At 70.7% G+C, this 20,958-nt stretch carries 17 protein-coding genes; 11 read left to right on the plus strand and 6 right to left on the minus strand.

Going from position 1 to position 20,958, the window contains the following annotated elements:
- The first annotated feature begins 14 nt into the window (after positions 1 to 14).
- Both BJ992_RS10345 and BJ992_RS10350 read left to right on the plus strand, forming a co-directional pair.
- Positions 15 to 818, plus strand: coding sequence for a DUF4240 domain-containing protein (locus BJ992_RS10345; protein WP_184979872.1), 804 nt, complete (start codon positions 15 to 17; stop codon positions 816 to 818).
- Positions 819 to 918: 100 nt separating this feature from the next.
- The gene (locus BJ992_RS10350; protein WP_184979874.1) at positions 919 to 1,260 is read left to right on the plus strand and encodes a VOC family protein; all 342 of its coding nucleotides are present in this window, start codon (positions 919 to 921) and stop codon (positions 1,258 to 1,260) included.
- A 222-nt stretch (positions 1,261 to 1,482) separates the two neighbouring features.
- Here BJ992_RS10350 and BJ992_RS10355 read toward each other — a convergent pair whose 3' ends face one another.
- Positions 1,483 to 2,040: a hypothetical protein gene (locus tag BJ992_RS10355; RefSeq protein WP_184979876.1), complete on the minus strand. Its 558-nt coding sequence runs from the start codon at positions 2,038 to 2,040 to the stop codon at positions 1,483 to 1,485.
- A gap of 235 nt (positions 2,041 to 2,275) precedes the next feature.
- On the minus strand, positions 2,276 to 3,400 hold the full coding sequence (locus BJ992_RS32745; RefSeq protein ID WP_246496594.1) for an alpha/beta hydrolase: 1,125 nt from the start codon (positions 3,398 to 3,400) through the stop codon (positions 2,276 to 2,278).
- Between the two features lie 256 nt (positions 3,401 to 3,656).
- On the opposite strand from BJ992_RS32745, the gene BJ992_RS10365 reads away from it, so the two are divergent.
- Positions 3,657 to 4,658, plus strand: coding sequence for a methyltransferase (locus BJ992_RS10365; RefSeq protein WP_184979878.1), 1,002 nt, complete (start codon positions 3,657 to 3,659; stop codon positions 4,656 to 4,658).
- 57 nt (positions 4,659 to 4,715) lie between these two features.
- Complete coding sequence (locus tag BJ992_RS10370) at positions 4,716 to 5,978, plus strand: cytochrome P450 (RefSeq protein ID WP_184979880.1); 1,263 nt, start codon at positions 4,716 to 4,718, stop codon at positions 5,976 to 5,978.
- 64 nt (positions 5,979 to 6,042) lie between these two features.
- Here the strand turns inward: BJ992_RS10370 and BJ992_RS10375 are convergent, their stop codons facing one another.
- Positions 6,043 to 7,245 (minus strand): aminotransferase class V-fold PLP-dependent enzyme, encoded by a 1,203-nt coding sequence (locus BJ992_RS10375; protein ID WP_343072585.1) that lies wholly within the window; start codon positions 7,243 to 7,245, stop codon positions 6,043 to 6,045.
- Positions 7,242 to 8,036: a tryptophan 2,3-dioxygenase gene (locus BJ992_RS10380; protein WP_343072586.1), complete on the minus strand. Its 795-nt coding sequence runs from the start codon at positions 8,034 to 8,036 to the stop codon at positions 7,242 to 7,244. Before BJ992_RS10380 ends, BJ992_RS10375 begins: the two co-directional genes overlap by 4 nt.
- Before the next feature lie 220 nt (positions 8,037 to 8,256).
- Here BJ992_RS10380 and BJ992_RS10385 point away from each other — a divergent pair, with 220 nt between their 5' ends.
- The gene (locus tag BJ992_RS10385; protein ID WP_343072587.1) at positions 8,257 to 9,921 is read left to right on the plus strand and encodes a benzoate-CoA ligase family protein; all 1,665 of its coding nucleotides are present in this window, start codon (positions 8,257 to 8,259) and stop codon (positions 9,919 to 9,921) included.
- 157 nt (positions 9,922 to 10,078) lie between these two features.
- Complete coding sequence (locus BJ992_RS10390; protein WP_184979882.1) at positions 10,079 to 11,350, plus strand: acyltransferase family protein; 1,272 nt, start codon at positions 10,079 to 10,081, stop codon at positions 11,348 to 11,350.
- Between the two features lie 54 nt (positions 11,351 to 11,404).
- Here BJ992_RS10390 and BJ992_RS10395 read toward each other — a convergent pair whose 3' ends face one another.
- Positions 11,405 to 12,787 carry an FAD-binding oxidoreductase gene (locus tag BJ992_RS10395; RefSeq protein ID WP_184979884.1) on the minus strand — a complete coding sequence of 461 codons (1,383 nt, stop codon included), beginning with the start codon at positions 12,785 to 12,787 and terminating at the stop codon, positions 11,405 to 11,407.
- 226 nt (positions 12,788 to 13,013) lie between these two features.
- Here BJ992_RS10395 and BJ992_RS10400 point away from each other — a divergent pair, with 226 nt between their 5' ends.
- Genes BJ992_RS10400 through BJ992_RS10410 form a run of 3 tightly spaced genes read left to right on the plus strand, consistent with a single transcriptional unit; the run spans position 13,014 to position 16,270 of the window.
- On the plus strand, positions 13,014 to 13,853 hold the full coding sequence (locus BJ992_RS10400; RefSeq protein WP_184979885.1) for an SAM-dependent methyltransferase: 840 nt from the start codon (positions 13,014 to 13,016) through the stop codon (positions 13,851 to 13,853).
- Between the two features lie 35 nt (positions 13,854 to 13,888).
- Positions 13,889 to 15,421, plus strand: a complete 1,533-nt coding sequence (locus BJ992_RS10405) for a class I SAM-dependent methyltransferase (RefSeq protein ID WP_184979902.1) — start codon at positions 13,889 to 13,891, stop codon at positions 15,419 to 15,421.
- Between the two features lie 9 nt (positions 15,422 to 15,430).
- Positions 15,431 to 16,270 (plus strand): methyltransferase domain-containing protein, encoded by an 840-nt coding sequence (locus BJ992_RS10410; RefSeq protein ID WP_184979904.1) that lies wholly within the window; start codon positions 15,431 to 15,433, stop codon positions 16,268 to 16,270.
- Positions 16,271 to 16,320: 50 nt separating this feature from the next.
- Here BJ992_RS10410 and BJ992_RS10415 read toward each other — a convergent pair whose 3' ends face one another.
- Positions 16,321 to 17,751, minus strand: coding sequence for an extracellular solute-binding protein (locus tag BJ992_RS10415; RefSeq protein WP_184979906.1), 1,431 nt, complete (start codon positions 17,749 to 17,751; stop codon positions 16,321 to 16,323).
- A 321-nt stretch (positions 17,752 to 18,072) separates the two neighbouring features.
- On the opposite strand from BJ992_RS10415, the gene BJ992_RS10420 reads away from it, so the two are divergent.
- A complete protein-coding gene (locus tag BJ992_RS10420; protein WP_184979908.1) occupies positions 18,073 to 19,320 on the plus strand; it encodes an acyl-CoA dehydrogenase family protein in 1,248 nt (415 codons plus the stop codon).
- Positions 19,321 to 19,416: 96 nt separating this feature from the next.
- The gene (locus tag BJ992_RS10425) at positions 19,417 to 20,955 is read left to right on the plus strand and encodes an amino acid adenylation domain-containing protein (protein WP_221474755.1); all 1,539 of its coding nucleotides are present in this window, start codon (positions 19,417 to 19,419) and stop codon (positions 20,953 to 20,955) included.
- Positions 20,956 to 20,958 lie beyond the last annotated feature (3 nt).

Here is a 20,958-nt window from a genome sequence, read left to right on the forward strand (position 1 = left end):
TCGGAGCCGGCGCGGTGACGGACGATGCGTTCTGGGAACTCGTTGACGTGCTCGGCGGGGTCGTCGACGAGGAAAGTGCCGATGATCTTCGAGAGCGGTTTTCGTCTCTGACGGGTGAGCAGATCGAGGGTTTCGCCGCTCAGCTTTCCGGCAAAGTGCGGGTTCTCGCGGCGCTTCCTCTGGAGGGAGCGCCGGTCCCCGACGGTACCGCCCCGGGTGGAGCGCTTCCGCTGCTCGGGGACGCGCTGGAGAATCTGCTGTACGCGGTTGTCGCCGCCGGGCGGGACGCCTATTCGGCCGTCGTCGCCGATCCCGCGAGCGCCGAGGACGATGAGTGGGACGCGGGGGAGGCCGAACTGCTGCCAGACGTCGTGGCGGAGGCTCTGTGGAATCAGGCCGGGCTCGACTGGTACGACGATTTCGACCCCTTCCTGGCCGGCCTGCCGGCCGATACGCGGTGGTACGCGACGAGCCGTGGCTCCGCTTGGAAAGGCGTGCCGCGACATTACGAGAAGGCCGCCCATGCCTTGGATCTCGCGCTGAACGACTCCGAAGCATGGCGAGCGTGGTGGCGGCAGACGTCGCTGGACAGAGTCAAGGCCGCGATCGTGGTGAACACAACGGCGAATCGCGTCCAGATCGAACGAGGTAGGAAGATCGTCAGGGCCGAGTTCCAGATGGACCGGGACTACTTCGGCGGACGTGACGCCACAGCCATGGAGTCACTCGTCGCCGAGGAAGCTCAAATGATCACAAAGACGCTGGCCGAACAGCTCCACATGAGCCCTCCACCCCCGCTTCCCCCCGTTCTCCGGTGAGCCGGCCGCTGGAAGGAGGATGGACTCGGGTGACTTCGACCTGTTTCACGTTCCCTCTCTGAGCACGGGTTTTGTCGGTCCTGCAGCCTAAAATTGGGGTATGGACGTCGACCTTTTCGTGGGCATCCCGGTCAGTGACTACGCGGAGGCCTTGAAGTGGTACGAACGGCTGCTGGGAGTGCCGCCGGCGTTCTTCCCGCACGAGACGGAGGCCGTGTGGGAACTGGCGGAGCATCGGTACGTGTATGTCGTGCGTGATCTCGAGCGGGCCGGTTCCGCTGTGCTCACGGTGTTCTTCGAGAACCTCGACGTGGTCACGGCGTGGGTCACCGCGGGGGGTCTTGAGCCCGCAAAGGAGGAGAAGTACGGCAACGGTGTGCGCAAGGTCGTCTACCGGGATCCGGACGGTAACGAGATCGGGTTCGGCGGCGGGTCCGGGTAGCGCGAGCGTGTCCGGTCGGTCCGGTTCGAGGGGCCGCGGCGATGATCGGCCGGTGGCGGCCGGCGCGCGTGCCTGAGAGGCGCCGGCCGCGGCGGTGCGGACGGCGTGCGAGTGCTGGTCGTCGCCGGACCATGTGACCGCGGACGCGAGATGCTCGGCCGGAATATCCGGCCGAGCATCTCGAAGGTGGGATTTCGGTGGTCGTGGTCGAGACGTGGTTGATCAGCAGATGTCGATGAAGAAGACCGGCGACCAGCTGTAGGAGAATTTGTACCCCGGGGCCGTCGAGCGATCGATCTCGTTCCTGGCCCCGTTGAGGAACCTCGCGACGGTGCCGCGGGTCTGCTCGTTCCGCCAGGATCCCGTGCCGGACCAGGGGATGGAGATCAGTTCGCTGCAGTAGTACTCGGAACGCTTGTCGCCGGTGAAGTTGGTGCCGCTCCACGCGCAGAAGAAGCCGTAATCGCATGTGGTCGTCACGGCGACAGGTTCGTCGAGTTCGCGCGCGAACCGTTCGCCTGGCAGGCTGAGCAGGAGGGTGCCGCCTGTCCCGTACTCGATCTTGTTGGCTGCGACCTGCTTTCCGCCGTGCTCGGTCAGATACTTGTCGACGCGCCTCTGCAGATTCTCGGCCTCGGTGGCCGACAGTCCCGCGGCCTTGGCGTCCGCTTGGAAATCCGGGTCAGAGGCGGTGTCGGCGCCGGCCGCTGTGATCGGCGCGAATGTCGCCGTCAACCCGAGTACGAGAGCGCCGATCATGAGGAGTAAGAAACGTCGCATTGTTTGGTCCTCGTCTGTCGTGTGGAGAACATCTCCCGTTGTTTCCGCTTCGCCGTTCCCGCAGCAGGCGAGAGTCGGTCGCCGCGGTTCGGTGAATCCGCTGGGGTTTCCGAGGTGATCACCCTCTTGCGGACCCGACATTAGGCGCGTCGACGGCGGCGGTTTTTGACCGTCCGTGCAGGGCTCTTGCCTGCCTGCGCTCGCCGGGCCGTCCGCCGCAGGACGGAGGGGAGGGTCAGCGGCGGTCGTCGCGGGAGGACGGCGACTGAGGTGGCGGGGGAAGGGGACCGCTCGGGGTCAGGACGCGGGAGAGCCAGTCGTTCCTGGTGCGGCGCGCGGCGGTCGAGAGCGCGGCCTGCGGGAACAGCGCGTCGAAGGCGTGGAAGCCGCCTGACCAGATGTGGAGGTCCGCCTGGCCTCCCGCGGCCCAGATGCGGGTGGCGTAATCGACGTCCTCGTCACGGAAGAGCTCGGCGGTGCCGGCGTCTATGTAGGTGGGAGGCAGGCCGGAGAGGTCGTCGGCCAAGGCGGGGGAGACGTAGACGGGGACGTACGGGCCGGGGTCTTCGCCTAGGACGGCGTGCCAGCCGAACTCGTTCATCTCGCGGGTCCAGAGGTTCTGGTCGCCGCGGTCCGGAGTGCCGGAGGTCTGGCCGTCGGGGTTCTCGGTGGCGGGGTGCCGGGTGCCGGAGGTCCGGTCGCCGGGATTCTCGGTGACGGGGGGTCGAGTGCCTGGGGTCTCGGTGCCGGAGTACTGGTGGCTGGAGGTGGTGGTGTTGCGGTGGTCGAGCATGGGGCAGATCAGGAGCTGGGCCGCCAGGGGTGGGGTGCCTCGGTCGCGGGACAGCAGGGCCGTGCCGGCGGCCAGGCCGCCGCCGGCGCTGATGCCGGCGATGACGACGCGGGTGGGGTCGATGCCTAGTGCGGTGGCGTGGCCGGTGGTCCACAGGAGGCCGTGGTAGCAGTCCTCGACCAGGGTGGTGCCGGTGGCCTCGGGGGCCAGGCGGTAGTCGACGGAGACGACGACGGCGCCGAACCTGTCGGCCCATTCCAGTGGCAGGTCGATGTTGGCGAAGCGGTTCCCCATGATCATGCCGCCGCCGTGGATCCAGTAGACGCACGGTGCCGGTGTGCGGGGGTCGGCGGGGCTGAAGATCGACAGGGGGATCGGGGTGCCGTCCGGCGCGGGGACGGCGACCTCTGTGTGGGTGATCGCGCGGTCCTGGAGGAAGGGTTCGATCGGGGGTGTGGGGAGCAGGCGCAGTTCGGCGACGAACTCGGGGGTGAGCGCGGGGACGGACGGCAGGCCGTCGAGCAGCGCGCGGAGCTCGGGGTCGATGCCGGGTCGTGGCGGTGTCATGGGCCTGCTTCTCTCGGGGATGGACGCGTGGTGCGGTCGAGGCGGTATTTCACCGGCTTCACCTGCGGAAACGGTACACCGGGGCTGTCGCGGTGCCGGTGTCGCCGAGAGGTGGCGTGGTCGTGGTCATGGGAGAGCGTGCGGAGGGTGACAGGTCGCACTCTCAAAGGTGCGGGGGGTCCAGGAGGAGCAAGAGCATTGACGTGCGGCCGGTGGGGCCGGGTCGGCCGGAGCTCGGGGTGGTTGAGGAGGCGTCATGGCGGACGGGAACGGGGCCGGGTTGTGGGCCATGGCTCACCTTGGCACTCCGATGGCGTTGCGGGTGGCGGCGACCTTGCGGGTCGCTGATCACATCGTGGCGGGGACGCGGACGGCGGAGGCCATGGCGCCGCTGGTCAAGGCGGATACCGATGCGCTTGAGCGGCTGTTGCGGTATCTCGCGGCTCGCAAGGTGCTCGTCCGGGAGGCGGACGGGGGTTACGGGCTGACCGCTAAGGGGGAACTGCTGCGGGACGACCACCCGGACGGCATGCGTGCGCAGATCGACATCGAGGGGTGGACGGGACGGGCCGAGCTTTCGTTCGTTCATCTGCTGCACAGCGTCAGGACCGGGGAGGCGGCGTATCCGCTGACGTTCGGCCGGACGTTCTGGGACGACATGACGACCGAGCCGGGGCTGGCGGCGCAGTTCGACGCGAGCATGGCGGCCGACATGCCGGTGCGGGCTCCCGCGATCGCCAAAGCGCTCGACTGGGGGAGGCTCGGTCATGTCGTGGACGTCGGCGGCGGGGACGGGTCGCTGGTCGTCGAGTTGCTGAGCAGGCATCCGGAGCTGCGGGGGACCGTGGTGGACCAGCCGGAGACGGCCGAGGCGGCGCGTAAGGCGTTCGCGGCGGCGGGGCTGGCCGACCGGGGGGACGCGGTGCCGGGGAGTTTCTTCGATGCGTTGCCGGCCGGCGCGGGCGGCTATGTGCTCTCGCTGATCTTGCACAACTGGAACGACCACGCGGCGGGTGCGATCCTGCGCCGCTGCGCGGAGGCGGCGGGTGCCGAGGGGTCGGTGTTCGTCGTGGAGAACGTCGGGCCGGACGGCGAGTCCCCGCACACCGGCATGGACCTGCGGATGCTCGCCTACTACGGCGGCAAGGAACGCGGGGTCGGCGACCTCGCGAAGCTCGGGGCCGCGTGCGGGTTGTCGGTGCGAGGCGTGTATCCGGCGGGTGTGTTGTCCGTCGTCGAGATGTCGGCCCGCGCCTAGTCACAGGCCGGGGGGGATCCGGGGCCTGTTCAGGTCGGAGACAAAGGAGACGCCGCGATGGCGGAGCAGGTGCTTGAGAGGGAGCCGGCGCGTGCGCACGAGTTGAGCGGGCCGGCGGCGGTGATCGCGGCCATGGTGTCGCCGGAGGGACGCAAGGACCCGTACCCGTTGTACGAGGAGTTGCGTGCGTTCGGGAACCTGCTGCACGTCAAGCCGGGGCTGGTGGTGGCGGTCGGGTACGCCGAGTGCACCCGTGTGCTGCGGGAGCCGCGGCTGCTGGTGCAGGACGACAAGAACTACGACCTGATCTACCCCAATTGGCGGTCGCATTCGTCGCTGCGCGGTTTCACCAACTCGATGCTGTACACCAACCCCCCGGACCACGGCCGGATGCGCCGCCTGGTGACGACGGCGCTGACGCCGCGCACGGTGGCGTCGATGCGGCCCACGGTCGAGCGGATGAGCGAGCGGCTGCTGGACCGGCTGGCGGATCTCGGCGCGGACGGCTCCCCGGTGGACCTGATGGGGGAGTTCGCGTTCCGCCTGCCGGTCGCGGTGATCAGCGAGCTGCTCGGGGTGCCGGAGGACAAGCAGGTGTGGTTCCGTGAGGTCGCCGCCGAGGTCATGATCGCCTTGGAGGGCCTGACCAATGTGGACGAGCTGGCCAGGGCCGACCGTGCCATGGACGACCTGTCGGAGTACCTGAACGAGCTGATCGAGCGCCGCAGCCGTACCCCTGAGGACGATCTGCTGACCCGCCTGGTGCAGGCCAGGGACGACGACGGTGACCGGCTCACGCACGACGAGCTGATGGGGAACCTGATGCTCCTGCTCAACGCGGGTTTCGACACCACGACCCACCTGATCGGCCATGGTGTGCTCCAGGCGCTGGAACGGCCGGAGTTCGCCGAGCGGCTGAAGAACGAGCCGGGGTTCTCCGTCGGGTACGTCGAGGAGACGCTGCGGTTCGAGCCGCCGGTGCAGGCCACGAGCCGGTGGGCCGCCACCGAGGTCGAGGTGATGGGGGTGCGCATCCCCGCCGACACCAAGATCGTCGCCATCATGGGGGCCGGCAACCGTGACCCGCGCCGCTTCCCCGACCCGCAGACGTTCGACCCCGACCGCACGGACGTGCAGCCGCTGAGCTTCGCCGCCGGCATGCACTACTGCGTCGGCGCTCCGCTGGCCCGCATGGAGGCGCAGATCGCGCTCCCCATGCTCCTGCGCCGCTTCCCCGCTCTGGCGGTGGCCGGCACGCCGAGCTACCGCGACCGGTGGCTGGTCCGCGGCCACGACTACGTGCCGGTCGTCACCCGGTAGGTCCCCTTGAGCCCGGCCCGCCGGGGCGTGTCCCCCCACACGCCTCGCCGGGCCGCCTTCATGTTCAGGGCCGGTCGGTGAGCTCGGCGGCGAGCGCGGCGACCGCGGTCTCCAGTTGCTCGTCCGACAGGTACGGCGCGGGGCCGAGGCGCAGGTACCGGCCCCGGTGGTCGGTGCGGACGCCGCGCGCGGCGAGGCCGGACGTCAGGCGGGCCGCGTGGGGGGTGCGCAGCGCGAGGAAACCGCCGAAGTCCTCGGGGGAGCCGTCGCGGTCGCGGTCGATCAGCTCGGCCGGCGCGCCGATGGCGTCGAAGGCGCGGGTCAGCACGGACATCTGGTGCAGCGACACCTGGCGCAGGTAGCCGGGGGTGAGGCCGTGGTCGTCGAAGAAGTCGAGCACACGGGCCGCGCGGTAGTGGCTCGTCGGGTCGTAGGTCGCGCCGGCGAAGCGGGCCGCGCCGGCGGGGTAGCCGACCCGGGTGCCGTCGTGGGTGCCGCTCAGGGTGCCGAACTCGGCGAACCAGCCGGTGACGACGGGCCGGAAGGTGTCGGCGTGCTCAGGCAGGCGCAGGTAGCAGTTGCCCTCACCGAGCTGCAGGTACTTGTAGCCGCCGCCGGTGACCCACGCCGACTCGATTCCTTCTGTGGTGAACGGCACGGCGCCGGCCGCGTGGTAGGCGTCCACGAGCAGCTCGGCGCCACGTCGCCAGCACACCTCGGCCAGACCCGGCAGCCCCGGCACGATCCTGGCCGTCTCGTACAGCACCGCGGACACGAAGACGGCGGCCGTGCGGTCGTCCACCGCGGCGGCGAGACGTTCGGCGAGGGTCGCCACCGGTGCGGCGGGGACGCGGACGACCTCCACGCCTTCCTCGGCGAGGCGCGCGAGCTGGCGCCGCAGCGTGTGGAACTCGCCGTCGGTGGTGACCAGGCGCGGACGGGTCCGCAGGTCGAGCGCCGACAGGAACCGCACCACCAGGTCGTGGGTGCTCGCGCCGAGCGCGATCTCCCCGTAGGGGTCGCCGAGGAACCGGCGCACCCCCTCACGCACCCGGTCGGCCTTCTTGAACGCGAGCTCCCACTTGTCGTCGAGCGCCAGCGCCGCGTCCCGCAGCGCGTCGACCTGGCCCGACAGCGCGACGTCGGGCCACGCCTGGTGGGAGTGGCCGGTCAGGGTGAGCCGTTCGGCCACCCCGAACATCGAGTAGTGCGGCGCGAGACGTGCCGCAGGGGACGTCACCGCGTCCTGGAGCGCCGAGGTGGTCACAGCCGCCCCCGCACGGCCCACAGGTCGGGGAACATCGGCGCGAACAGCGTGCCGCGCAGGTAGTGGGCCCCGGTGGAGCCGCCGGTGCCGGTGCGGTCGCCGATGATGCGCTCCACCATCTTGACGTGCCGGTACCGCCACTCCTGCATGCCTTCGTCGAGGTCGATCAGCCGTTCGCAGATGTGCGACGCGCCGCTGTCGTCGGCGTACACCTGCCGCAGCACCTCCTGCACCGCCTCCGACGGCTCCAGCGGCTGCGTGACGTCGCGCTTCAGCATCTCGTGCGGCACGGCGTAACCGCGGATGAACAGGTACGTCAGCAGCGAGTCGTACAACGAGGGACGGGTCGTCGCGCTTTCCAGCCGCGCCAGCTCGGCGCTGCCCTTGGGGTAGGCGGCCAGGACTCTGCGGTCCCGCCGGCCGAGCACCGCCTCGATCTCACGGAACTGCGCGGACTGGAAGCCGCTGCCGGTGCCGAGGCTGTCGCGGAACGCGATGAACTGGCGCGGCGTCATCGTCTCCATGACGTCCATCTGCGCCACGGCCATCTTGAAGATCTTCAAGGAGCGCTGCAAGGTGGCCAGCGCGTGCGCCGTGCTGCCTTCGGTGAGGTCCTGCTGCAGCTTGCGGAACTCGTGCAGCAACTGCTTGAACCACAGCTCGTAGACCTGGTGCACCACGATGAACAACATCTCGTCGTGCTTGCCGGAGCGCGGCCGCTGCGCGACCAGCACCTCGTCGAGCGACAGGTACGACGAGTACGTCAGCACTTCTGAGCGTTCGAGTATCACGGCCGCACCGCCTCGGCGCGGAAAACGGGACGCCGGGAGGGGACCAGGCGCGGGTCGCTTGGGTGCTGCATTTCTCCACCCCTTTTCTGGGTTTCGCGAAGTCGCTCCGGAAAGCCGCGTCGCGGTCCGTCGCTTGAATCAATGCTGGAATCGGCCCCGCCGCCGGGCCATATGAGCGAGCGGCAGCTAGTTGCGCGCCTGCGGCAGCTTCCTGCCAGCGGTGAACACCGCATTTTCCGAGATGCGCGCCGAGGCGTTTCCCGCCGACGATGTCGTCGTGTCGCGCGCACGCGCGCTCATGGACAGCTCCAGCCCGCGGCGGACCGGACCGTCGCGGGTCACGCAGCCGCGCGCAGGAGGGCCGATGCGCTACGAGGACGTGCCACGCGAGTTCAACATCGCCACCCACTTCGTGGACCGCAACGATCCGGCGCGCACCGCGCTGATCACGCCGCAGGGCCGCACCACGTACGGCGAGCTCGCCGTGCGCGTGAACCGGGTCGGCAACGCGCTGCGGGAGATCGGGGTGCGGCAGGGGGACCGTGTGCTGATCGCGCTGGCCGACGGGGTCGACTTCGTCGCCACGTGGTACGGAGCGCAGAAGATCGGCGCGGTCACCGCGGAGGTGTACACGTTCCTCCAGCCGAAGGACTACCGGTACTACGCCGACTATGTCGAGCCCGCGGTCGTGGTGGCCGACGGCGCGACGCTGGACAGCCTGCGCGCGGCCGGCATACGGAACCTGCTGGTCACCGGCGTGGCGCCTGGCGACCTGCACGACGGCGAGCGGCACTTCGAGACGCTGGTCGCCGCGCAGCCCGCCGAGCTGGACGCCGCGCCGACCACCAGGGACGACGTCGCGATCTTCAAGTTCACCACCGGCAGCACCGGCGCGCCGAAAGCGTGCGTGCTGGCGGCCCGCGCGCCTCGCCTCAGCTTCGAGTGGTTCGCGCGCGGCGTGCTCGACATGCGGCCCGACGACGTGGTGCTGCCGGTGCCGAAGCTGTTCTTCGGGTACGCGCGCGACCTGACCGCCTTGTTCCCGTTCGGCGTCGGCGCCGCCGGCATCGCGTTCCCCGAGCGCAGCACCGCCGACAAGATGTTCGAGCTGATCGCCGAGCACCGGCCGACGGTGCTGGTGAACGTGCCGACCATGATGAGCGCCATGGTGAACCACCCCGAGGCCGCCGCGCAGGACCTGAGCTGCCTGCGGGTGTGCCTGTCGGCGGGGGAGGCCCTGCCGCCGGATCTGCACCGCGCGTGGATCGAGACGTTCGGCGTCGAGGTGATCGACTGCATCGGCTCGTCGGAGGTCTACCACGGCTACCTGTCCAACCGTCCCGGCGCCGCCAGGCAGGGCAGCCTCGGCCAGGCGGTCCCCGGCTACCGCGCACGGGTGGTCGACTCCGGCGGCGACACCGTGCCGGACGGCGAGGTCGGCGTCCTGGAGATCGTCGGCGAGACGTGCGCGCTGGAGTACTGGCGCTCACCGGAGAAGTCCGCGCAGACCTTCCCCGCGCCGCACACCGTCCGCTCGGGTGACCTGTTCAGCAGGGACGCCGACGGCTTCTTCTACTACAAGGGCCGCGCCGACGACCTGCTGAAGGTCAGCGGCGTGTGGGTGGCCCCCTCGGAGATCGAGAACTGCCTGCGCGCGCACCCCGCGGTCGCCGACTGCGCCGTCGTGGGCTACCAGGTGGACGGCCTGACGCTGCCCCGCGCGTGGGTGGTGGCGCGGCGGCCGGTCACCGCGGACGAGTTGAAGAACCACGTACGGGCCACGCTCGCGCCGCACAAGTACCCCAGAGACGTGCGGTTCGTGGACGACCTGCCGGAGACCGCCAACGGCAAGCTGGACCGCAGGGCACTACGCGACGCGGTGTGAGCTTTTCACCGCGAGAGAAAACTCCGCATTTCTGAAGATGCTCCACCCCGACCCTTGACGCGACGATGACGTCGCGAGCCGGAAAAACGGCACGAAATTAAGCCAAGCAGGGGAACCGGCCCCTGAGGGGAGGAACGCTACTATGGCGACGACTCGCTTGAGTGATGCGGAGATCGGCAGTAATAAACGCATTCCCAAACTCGAAGGAGTCCGCGGCGTCCTCGCGGTGGGAGTGCTGGTCTTCCACGTCGCGTGGCAGTCCGGTGTCACGAACTTCATGGACCAGCCCGGCAACGGGATCTGGGGCCACCTGGCGGACGGCCTCACGGTCATGCTGCCGCCGTTCTTCGTGTTGTCGGGGTTGTTCCTGTACCGCCCCTTCGCACGCGCCGTCATCACCGGCACGCGCGGCCCCGCGGTCGGGGACTTCCTGTTCCGCCGCGGCCTGCGCATCCTGCCGGCGTACTGGCTGGTCGTCGTGGTGGCGCTGCTGGCGGTGAACCTGCAAGGCATCAACAGCGCGTGGGACGTCATCCGGCCGCTGCTGGCGCTGCACTTCTTCATCCCGGCGGACCAGCCCGGCATCGCGCTCCAGCACACCTGGACGGTCCCGACCGAGCTGACGTTCTACCTGGCTCTGCCGCTGCTGGCGTGGCTCGCCGTCAAGTTCGCCGGCACCGCCGCCGACGCCGCGGTGCGGGCCCGGCGCGCGACCATCCCCGCGGTGATCCTGCTGGTCATCGGCCTCGCGTGGGTGGCCTACACCAACAACCCGAGCTTCACCGGTCCGTACGAGCTGTGGTTCTGGCCGTTCTACTACGTCAGCGCGTTCGCCTGCGGCATGTGGCTCGCCGTGGCGACCGCCAAGGCGGAGGTCACCGGCATCGCCTCCGGCATCCTGCGGTCGGCGGCCCGGCACCCCAACCTGTACTGGCTCGGCGCTCTGGCGATCTACCTGCTCAACATCCCGAAGCCGTTCGGCACGCCGGGTGACGGCACCGTCGGCGGCATGACCCAGGAACTGGTGGGGCACTGCCTGATCCTGGTGTTCGCGATGCTGTTCATCATCCCGCTGGCCGTTCCCGAGGCCCGGTCGCGGCTGATGGACGTCACGCTCGCCAATGCGCCGCTGCGGTACCTCGGCCGCATCTCCTACGGCATCTACCTCTGGCACGTCCCGTTCCAGAACTTCTTCGTGGAGAACGGCAACGTGTTCGGCAAGACCCCGGTGATCGACGCCATGCTGCGCGGCAGCGCGAGCTTCTGGCCGCTGGTGACGTTCACTCTCGTCGGCAGCGTCGTGGCCGCGACGCTCAGCTACTACCTGCTGGAGCAGCCGCTGGTCCGGGCCTGGAACAAGCGCTCCCAGCGCCGCCGCGCCGCCGTCACCGAGGCGACGGCCGAGCCGAAGGTGCCGGCCGGCACCTGATCGCACACGAGGAAAGGCCCCGGCCGCGAAACGGCCGGGGCCTTTGGCGTGGTGTCACACCAGCGCGGTCGCGTTCGGCGTGACGTCGCCGCGGAACAGCCCCTCGGGGTCGACCCGCTCGCGCACCAGGTCCACCGCCGCGACCCGGTCGGCGTCCAGGTGCCGCTGCGGCTGGCCGATCTCCTCCACGAACGACGGCACGGTACGGCCGGTGTCCCACGGTGCGAACGCCGCGCGCACCTTCGCGCAGTGTTCCCTGATCTCCTCGGCGGTCAGCGGCGGGATCGGCATCCCGGCGCCGGAGTAGGCGTACGCGGCGTCCACGTGGCTCAGCGCGCCGCCGTACGGCGACGGCTCGGCGACGGCGCCGCCGAGCTGACGCAGGCCCGCGACCAGCAGCGGTGACCCCGAGTCCGCGCCGAGCATCCGCAGGAACACCTCGGCCCCCTCGTCGCCGAGCTCACGCAGCAGCATGTGGTCGCCGGCGATCGGCAACGGGTCACCGGGTTCCATGTGCGCCTCGAGCACCCCGGCGAGCGTGGTGGTGGCCCAGCCGTCCATCACCGGCTCGGCGACGGCCCGCAGCGGCCCGAGCAGTTCGGCGGCGCACGCCTCGGCGGCGCTCGCGTCGTCACCGGTGCTGAGCACGGCGCCGTCCACGCACACCACGGGCCGGCCGGCGAGCACCGGCGGCACCTCGGGAACCGGCGGCAGGTTCATGATCCGCAGCGAGGTGGAGGCCTCGGCCGGCGCGGACGGGGCCCACGCCAGCCAGGCCGCCAGCAGCCGCTCGGCGTGCTCGGCCGTCCAGTACGCCGCGCCGGTGACCACCTTGGCGACGGGGAACAGGCCGATCTCGACGGCCGTGACGACGCCGAAGCCGCCGCCCCCGCCGCGCAGGGCCCAGAACAGCTCGGGGTCGGACTCGGCGTCCACCCGGCGGTGCTCCCCGTCGGCGGTGACCAGTTCCACGGCGCGCACACTGTTGACGGCGAGCCCGGTGGCCCGGCCGTAGAAACTGAGGCCGCCACGCAGCAGGTACCCGACGACACCGACCGTGGGGGACGAGCCGTGCGGCCCGGTCAGCCCGTACGGCGCGGCGGCCTCCACCACGGCACCCCAGCGCGTCCCCGCGGGGACCCGCGCGACCCGGCGCTCGGCGTCGATCTCGACGCCGCCGTCCATGAGCGTGCGGATGAGCAGTGCGTCGTCCATGGGCCGCGCCGTCGCCGAGGCGTGTCCGGTGCTGTGCACCCGCACGCCGAGGCCGGCGGACCTGGCGTACGCCAGGGCCGACCTGATGTCGTCGGCGGTGCGCACGGTGACCGCCGCCGCCGGGGTGGCGGGAGCGATGAGGTTGAAGACCTGGGCCGCGGCCTCGTAGGCCGGCTCGCCAGGAAGAGCGACGCTCGCGTCGCGTTCGCTGATCGTGGTCATGAGGTGCCTTCCGATCCGCTTTCGGACATGGTCCAGGCGAGCGTCCCCCGGCCGCGTAAGCGGCGCATCTTCCTGTGTGCGCAGGCAGGACCCTTATAGGGGTGGTGGTCGGCACTCTCGGAGATGTGGGGGGACGCGGCGGCGGCCCACCATTGAACAGCAGATCACTCCGCGTCCTTCGCCTCCCCGGAGGCCGCGAGGGCCGCTCGACGGGAGCGACGAATCCATGGGGAACGAAACCGGCGCCGCCGGCGCGGCCGTCATCGGTGAGCACTACGACGAACGGTCCCCCATCGGGGACGAGCTGCGTGACGGTCAGATCCACATGTGGTACTGGTACGACGACACCGACGACGACGTGCCGCTCACCGAGGCCGTGCACCGCGTCAGCCGCAAGGTCGCCGACACGCTCGGCCTGCGTCCCGGGGAGCACGTCCTGGACGCCGGCTGCGGCCCAGGCGCGACCGCGGTGTTCCTCGCCAGGACTTTCGGCGTGCGGGTCACCGGCGTCAACGTCAGCGGCTTCGAGATCGACAAGGCCCGGCAGCGGGCCGCCGCGGCCGGCCTCACCGATCAGGTGACCTTCGAGTACGGCGACTACGCCGCGCTGACCCACCCCGACGGCGCCTTCGACGCCGTCCTGGCCCTCGAGTCGCTGCAGAACGCCGCCGACCTCGGCCAGGTGCTCGGCGAGCTGTTCCGGGTGCTGCGTCCCGGCGGCAGGCTCACGTTCTCCGACTTCAGCCTCGAATCGGACGCCGAGCCGCGCCGGATCGCGAAGTTCATGGAGACCCTCAAGCTCCCCGTCCTGCCGACGCTGCCGGGGTGGCTGGACCACCTGCGCGCCGCGGGGTTCGAGATCGAGGAGTACACCCAGTGCGGCCCCCGGGTGTTCGGCAGGAAGGCCAAGTACCTGCGGGTCGCGATGTCCGGCAGGGACGCCGTGGCCGCCAAGTTCGGCGACGAGGCCGTCAGCGAGTTCTCCCGGCTGCACTCGGGGTTCTTCGCGCCGCGCAAGGACCAGATCGGCTACGTGATCGTCTCCGCGAGGAAGCCCATCCGCTGACGACGGCCATCCATTGTTGAGAAAGGACGCTGCACATGAGTGTTTCCACGGTCGACCCGGCGGTGGCCGGCGTCGTCGACGCGTTCACCGGCGCGAGCCCCGGCCGGCTCGGCGAGGAGTTCCACCGCCTGGTGGACGCGCTGTGGGTCGAGGGGGAGCTGACCGCTCTCGCCGTCCCCGCGGTGTCTCTCGTCGTGGAGCGGCTCGCCGAGGTGGACGACGAGCGCAAGGCGTACCTCGCCGTGCTGCTCGGCATCCTGCTCGAGGCCGAGTACCCCGAGCCCGGCCCGGTGACCGCCGCCGCGCGCGCCGGCCTCGACCTGTACCTCGACCTGTGGCGGCGCGCGGCCAACGGCGGCGCGCTGTCGGTGGCGCTGGCGTACCTGGTGGCGCACTTCCCCGCCGACCGTGAGCGTGTGCTCGCCGTGGCCGCCGACCGCGACCTCACCGCCGACGACTGGACCCGCCTGGAGCGCGGCCTGCAGGAGCTCGACCCGGCGCGTCCCGTCATCGGCCGGGTGTTCCCGTCACCTGCGGTGTGGGCCCTGATGGACAACGACGAGCAGGCGTTCGACCAGAGCTGGATCAGCGCGCTCAGCGCCGAGCAGATCGCCGCCAACTGGCAGAAGGACACCCGCACCGTGTGGGGTCACGCCGGCGCCAAGGCGTACTGGGCCGCCGGCAACGGCACCCCGGCGCCGGTCGTCACCGGGTCGGTGCCGCCGCGCGACCAGGTGCCGACCCCGCCGGAGTCGCCGGTGGAGATCTTCGCGCCGCACGCCTCGGCGTTCCGCTGCCCCACCTGCCAGAGCGGCATCGAGGTGGCCGGCGGCGCCGTGCGCTGCGTGAGCTGCGCCGCCGAGTTCCCCGCCGGCAAGGGCATACTCAACCTGTCCGAGGGTGCGCAGAACAACCCCGGCGACTTCCTGTACAAGCTCGCCGAGCTGCCGAGCATGGGCCTGTTCTACGAGGCCTACGCCAGGCCCAACTTCCTGCGCATCGCCGGCGGCAACTGGGGCGGCGAGGTCACCCCCGAGGACGAGCGGCGCTACATCGCCGAGCACGTCGCGCCGGTGGACGGCCCCGTGCTGGACCTCGCCTGCGGCGCCGGCCGGTGGACCGAGATGCTGGTCGAGGCCGTCGGCGCCGAGCGCGTCATCGCCTACGACGCGTACGTCCCCATGCTGACCGCGCTGCGCACCCGGCTGCCGCAGCTCCCCGCCGTCATGGCGAGCGCGCGCGTGCTGCCGTTCGGCGACGCGTCGCTCGGCGCGGTGCTGTGCTGGAACGCGCTGCAGGCGTTCCCCGCCGACACCCCCGCCGCGATCGCCGAGATCGGCCGCTGCCTCAAGCCCGGCGGGACCTTCACGCTGATGACCTTCAGCAACGCCGCCGACCCGCTGGCCTACTACTTCCAGAACTCGCATTACTTCCCCGGCCACCAGGAAGGCATGCGGCTGTTCGAGCTCGCCGACATCAAGCGGTGGCTCGCCGACGCCGGGCTGACCGTGCGCCACGAGGCCACCCCCGGCACGTTCATCTTCATCACGGCGGAGAAGCCACTCTAGGGAGCCCGCATGACCACCGACCAAGCAGCAGCCCCCACCTCGGCCGAGACCGCCGAGTTCTACGACACCATCAGCCTGGTGCTCATCGAGGTGTGGGACGAGAACTTCCACCAGGGCTACTGGCACGACGACGCCGACGACAGCTCCAACCGGGTCGCCGCCGAACGGATGACCGACCTGCTGATCTCCAAGTCCGGCCTGGAGAACGGCGGCCGCATGCTGGACGTCGGCTGCGGCATCGGCCTGTCGGCGTTCCAGGTCGCCGAGGCCACCCCCGCCGAGATCGTCGGCGTCTCCAACCTCCAGCCGCAGATCGACGAGGCCAACCGGCGGGCCGCCGCCAAGGGCCTGTCGGACCGGGTGCGGTTCGAGTACAACGACGACGTGCTGAACCTCGGGTACCCCGACGACTCGTTCGACGTGGTCTGGGTGTTCGACGCGCTGCTGCACATGCCGCGCCTTGAGACCCTGCGTGAGCTGCGCCGCGTGCTGCGGCCCGGCGGCCGGGTCGTGTGGACCGACAAGCTGAAGAACGCGCCGATGGACCCCGCCGACGAGAAGGCCGTGCGCGACTTCCTGCGCGACATGGCCGCCGGGCCGCTGCTCGACGAGGAGCAGTACCGGGCCCTGGTCGCCGAGTCGGGTCTTGAGCTGGTGGAGCTGCTCGACATCAGCACGCACACCGCCAGGTCGTCGGTGCGGACCATCGAAGGCGTCAACTCCAAGTGGGACGACCTCGTGGCCCGGTACGGCGCCGACATCATCCCCATGCTGGAGATCCTCCGCACGCCGGTGGGCCTCATCAAGGAGTTCGGCTACCTGGTCGCGGTGGGCCGCAAGACGGCCTGACACACGCGAAGGCGGCCCCGGGATCACTCCCGGGGCCGCCTCTTGGTCTCTCAGCGTCCGAGCTTCACGACCTTCTCCATGTCGGCCGCCGAGTAGTCGCGGCCCGCCGCCGCGGCGGCGAAGTGCTCCACGCGCAGGCTGCTCGGGCTGGTCGGCCCGCCGTCCGCGCGGTCGGCGTTGTAGTCGTCCAGCCGGCGCTGCGCCTCGGCCGTCGCCTCGATGAACCGCGTCACCGGGTCGGCGCCGTTCAGCACGTCCCCCATGGCGCGGGTCATCACGTCCTGGTTGCCGGCGAAGTCGCCGATGAGCGCGCCTTCGGAGATCGGCACGTCGCCGGTGGCGCGCACCGACCGGATCGCCCCCTCGGGGTAGGCGAGGACGTGCTCGCTCGCCACGCGGTGGTAGGGGTGCTCGGCGAACCAGCCCTCCTCCTCCAGCAGCGCGAACGACGAGTGGGTGAGCGGCATGAAACTGTTGGCCTTGTGGCGGTCGGCCGCGACCCGCGGGCTGTGCAGCCACATCAGGAACGCCAGCGCGCCTTCCTGTGTCGCCTCGTCCAGGTTGTTCGCCATCCAGATGCCGGTGCCGGCGACCGCGTTGCCGACGTACGGGATGTCGTCGGGGTAGGGGAAGATGCCGACCTCGATGTCGAAGCCGTTGGCCTTGGCGGCCTGCACCATGTAGTTCACGTCGTTGGACGAGGTGATGCGGATCGCCGCGGTCTGGTCGGCGAACGCCTTGAACGTCCCGGCCCAGTCGGGGATGCCGCCGGTCCACAGGTAGTGGCCCTTGGCGTGCAGGCCGCGCCACCACTCGACCCACGTCAGCATCTCGTTGCTCGCGAGGTCCACGGTCGTCGCCGGCCCCGTGCGGCCGTTGTGGTTGTCCACCAGCAGGCCACCCTGGATCGCCAGGGCCTGCTGGAAGAACGTGCCGTGGTCGGACCACGTGATCGGGTACGCCGGGCCGTCCTTCATGGCGGCGAGCCGGTCGCACACCTCCTCGACCTCACGCCACGTGCGCGGCAGCGCGTCGATGCCGGCGCGGCGCATGATGTCCTTGTTGGCGTAGATCAGGCTGGTCGTGCCGACCGACGGCATGCACGCCAGGTCGCCGTTGTAGGTGTAGTAGTCGCGCAGCGGCTTGATGACGTCGTGCAGCACGACCGGCTCGCCGAGCACCTCGCTGCGGCCCGCGAGGGCCTTCTCCAGGGAGGCGAACATCGGGCTGCCGTCGGGGGCCAGCGAGTCGTAGGCCGCCTGGCCGGCGTAGAAGTAGTACTCGGCCAGCGCCGGCATGTTCCCCGCGGCGGAGGCCTCGGCGACCTTCAGCGGGAACGTCCAGAAGTCCTGGCCGGACACACGGACCTCGTACTCGGGGTGGCGCCGCTCGAAGTCCGCGGCCTGCTGGTACCACCGGTCCATCCATCCGGGGAAGGTGAGGTCCGGCACCCAGACGTCGATGACGGTTCTGCTCTTCACTCGATCTCCTCCTGCTCGCCACGGCATGGCGTCTCGGGTCGCACGTAAGGGAGCGTCACGTCGGTCCCGCGGTCGGCGGGCTCGCGGAAGTCGTCGGCCGGACGGCGGGGCACGGTTCACGTCGAATGATTCACGCCGCGGCCGGGCCGCCGCATCTTTGGGGTTGCGGTATCGCGAGGTCACAGGGGTGCCCCAGTGCTCGTTCGCGCACGTTCACATCGCACGCACGGAGATGCGTGCCGCCGGACACGGGTGTGACGCTGACCCCATGGCCGGACGTGGCGGAGAGCCGGACCATCCACGGACAAAGGACCTGCGGCAATGTCTGTTATCACCGATGTTCGCGACCAGGGAGTCGTCCCGCCGCCTGAGCCCGGCCTCACGCCGGACGAGGTCGTGGCGCGGGCCGAGGCGCTGATCCCGCTCCTGGTCAAGGAGCAGGCGGCGACCGAGGCGCGCACGTACTACTCCGAGGACGTGCACGAACGGTTCTCCCGGGCCGGGTTCTACCGGATCCTGGTGCCGCGGCGGTACGGCGGCTACGAGTTCGGCGTCGACACCTTCATGCGGGTGGCGATGACGCTCACCCGGGGTTGTCCGTCCACCGGCTGGATGTTCACCCTCGGCGCCGCGCACGCGCTGGCCGCGGCGACGCTGTTGGGCGAGCGGGCCCAGGACGAGGTCTTCGCCGGCGGCGAGTTCATCAGCCCCGCCACGGTGATGCCGTCCGGCACGGCCGAGCGGGTCGAGGGGGGCTGGCGGATCAGCGGCACCTGGGCCTACTGCTCGGGTGCGCCGTACGCCACGCACTTCATGGGCCACACGCTCGTGCCGTACGGCGAGGGTGAGCCGCCGATGCCGATGTTCTTCATGGTGCCGCGCTCGGACTTCCGGCGGCTCGACGACTGGGGTGGCCAGCTCGGGCTCAAGGGCAGCGGGTCGCACAGCATCGTGATCGACGACGCGTTCGTGCCGGACCACCGGACCATCGCCTCGCACATCAGCGGCGTGTCGGTCACCGAGGGGACCCCCGGTCTGCGGCTGCACGGCAACCCGCTGTACGGCGGGGGGCCGCTGAGCTTCATGATCCTCGAGAGCGCGGTGCTGGCCGTCGGGATGGCGCAGGGGATGCTGGACGCGTACGCCGAGCTGATGGTGTCGCGGACCACGTCGTTCCCGCCGATCACCGGCCGGGCCGAGAACCCCGACTTCCAGTTCTGGTACGGCGAGGCGTCCGCCAAGATCGACACCGCCGAGGGTGCCATCCGCAACGCGCTGCGCGTGTGGACCGAGACCTGCGCCAAGGGGTCCGAGCACTTCACCCGCGAGCAGGAGCTGCGCATCGCCACCATCGGCCGCGAGGCCGTCCGGCTGAGCTGGGACGCCGTGCAGCGGTACCTGTTCCCCACCGCCGGCTCCAGCTCCGTGCGCAACGGCGAGCGGGTCGAGCGCATCTGGCGTGACATGTCCACCTTGCACAGCCACGCCGGCATCGCCGTCTACCTGTCCACCATGGCCAACCGCGAGCTCGCGATGGCCCGCTTCGGCATCGAGGACCCGCACCACTGACAGCGCCTCCCCGCCGGCGCACTCCACTCGACGCCGCGTGGCCCACCACGCGACCTCTCACTCGCCGTGGACGCCGCGACGTGAAAGGGAACACGAGTGACTGAGCCTTCTGAAACCGTGCCTGACCTGGTCCTGGACATCGCCGTACGGCACCCCGGCGCCGTCGCGTTGTCCTGGCCGGGGGAGGAGCTGTCGTACCGGGACCTCGTCTCGCAGGCGTCGTCCCTCGCCGCCGTCCTCCCAGCCGGCCGGCCCGTCGCCGTCCGCATGTCCTCGGGTCCCCGCCAGGTCGTCGCCTGCCTCGCCGTCCTCATGGCCCGTGCGCGCCTGGTCTGTCTCAGCGCCGGCGACACCGGCGAGCGCGGCCGTGCCGTACTGACCGACATACGTCCCGGCGTAATCGTCGTGGACGGCGAGCGGCCTGAGGACGGCCTGCTGCGCTGGTACCGGGACGAGTTCGGCGGTCACGTCCTCGACGTGACGTCCGTACCGGCCGGCGGTGTGCCGGCGCCGCCTGAGGACGACGGCGGGTGGGCCTACGTCACCTACACCTCTGGGTCGACGGGGAAGCCGAAGGGGATCCCGCAGACGCATGCGACGCTGGCGCAGTTCGTCACGTGGTTCGCCTCGGAGTTCTCGATCGGGGTGGGGGATCGGGTGGCGCAGTGGGCCGCGCCGGGGTATGACGCGGCGCTGGTCGAGGTGTTCTCCGCTCTGGTGGCCGGCGGGACGGTCTGTCCGGTCTCTGATCGGGTGCGGGCCGATCCGGAGCGGCTGGCCGATTGGCTGGTCGCGGAGAGGGTCACGCATTTTCAGACGGTGCCGAGTTTCGTGCGGCGGCTGGCGGACGTGTGGCAGGGAGCACCGGGGTTGCGGTGCCTGCTGCTGGCGGGGGAGCCGTTGACGGGGGAGCTGGTCGAGCGGCTGCGCGGCGTGGCGCCGCGGGTGCGGCTGGTCAATCTTTACGGGCCCACCGAGTCGATTCTCGCGACCTTTCACGAGGTCGGCGCGGCGTGGGAGGGCACGGTGCCGATCGGGACGGCGATACCGGGGCGGCGGGTGGTGGTGCTCGACGAGCACGACCGGCCCTGTCCGCCGGGGGTCGCCGGTCAGATCGTCATCGAGAGCCCGTACGTCACCCCCGGGTACGTCGGCACGGCGGGGGACGATCCCGCGTTCCGGCCGATCCGGGGTGCGGGCCCCGGCGGCGCGCGGTGCTACCGCACCGGCGACCGGGGACGCCTGCGGGCCGACGGGACCCTGGAGTTCGGCGGACGCGAGGACTTCCAGGTCAAGTTCAACGGCGTCCGCTTGGAGCTCACCGACATCGAGGCGGCGCTCGCGGCCGACACGTCGGTGACCGAGTGCGCGGTGGTCCCGGTGGCCGACGCGCAGGGCCTGGTGGTGCGCCTCGTGGCGCACGTCGTCCCGGCCGAGACCGGCGGGACGGCCGCGACGTGGCGGGCCGTGCTGCGCCGCCGGTTCGGCAACGCGACCCCGCCGGTGACGTTCCAGATCCTCGACCGGCTCCCGCGCACGGTCGGCGGCAAGATCGACCGCCGCCGGCTCAGGGAAGCGGGGCGGCAGGAAACCCACGTCAACAACGCTGCGGCAAACGCACTGATTATGGGGTGAGAC

The sequence above is a fragment of the Sphaerisporangium rubeum genome (assembly GCF_014207705.1).
Taxonomy (GTDB): Bacteria; Actinomycetota; Actinomycetes; order Streptosporangiales; family Streptosporangiaceae; genus Sphaerisporangium; species Sphaerisporangium rubeum.

Excerpts from the sequence above, each read along its gene's own strand:
- BJ992_RS32745 (WP_246496594.1), bottom strand. The coding sequence starts at position 3,400 with ATGACACCGCCACGACCCGGCATCGACCCCGAGCTCCGCGCGCTGCTC.
- BJ992_RS10355 (WP_184979876.1), bottom strand. The coding sequence starts at position 2,040 with ATGCGACGTTTCTTACTCCTCATGATCGGCGCTCTCGTACTCGGGTTG.
- BJ992_RS10405 (WP_184979902.1), top strand. The coding sequence starts at position 13,889 with ATGAGTGTTTCCACGGTCGACCCGGCGGTGGCCGGCGTCGTCGACGCG.
- BJ992_RS10350 (WP_184979874.1), top strand. The coding sequence starts at position 919 with ATGGACGTCGACCTTTTCGTGGGCATCCCGGTCAGTGACTACGCGGAG.
- BJ992_RS10395 (WP_184979884.1), bottom strand. The coding sequence starts at position 12,787 with ATGACCACGATCAGCGAACGCGACGCGAGCGTCGCTCTTCCTGGCGAG.
- BJ992_RS10365 (WP_184979878.1), top strand. The coding sequence starts at position 3,657 with ATGGCGGACGGGAACGGGGCCGGGTTGTGGGCCATGGCTCACCTTGGC.
- BJ992_RS10400 (WP_184979885.1), top strand. The coding sequence starts at position 13,014 with ATGGGGAACGAAACCGGCGCCGCCGGCGCGGCCGTCATCGGTGAGCAC.
- BJ992_RS10420 (WP_184979908.1), top strand. The coding sequence starts at position 18,073 with ATGTCTGTTATCACCGATGTTCGCGACCAGGGAGTCGTCCCGCCGCCT.
- BJ992_RS10370 (WP_184979880.1), top strand. The coding sequence starts at position 4,716 with ATGGCGGAGCAGGTGCTTGAGAGGGAGCCGGCGCGTGCGCACGAGTTG.
- BJ992_RS10410 (WP_184979904.1), top strand. The coding sequence starts at position 15,431 with ATGACCACCGACCAAGCAGCAGCCCCCACCTCGGCCGAGACCGCCGAG.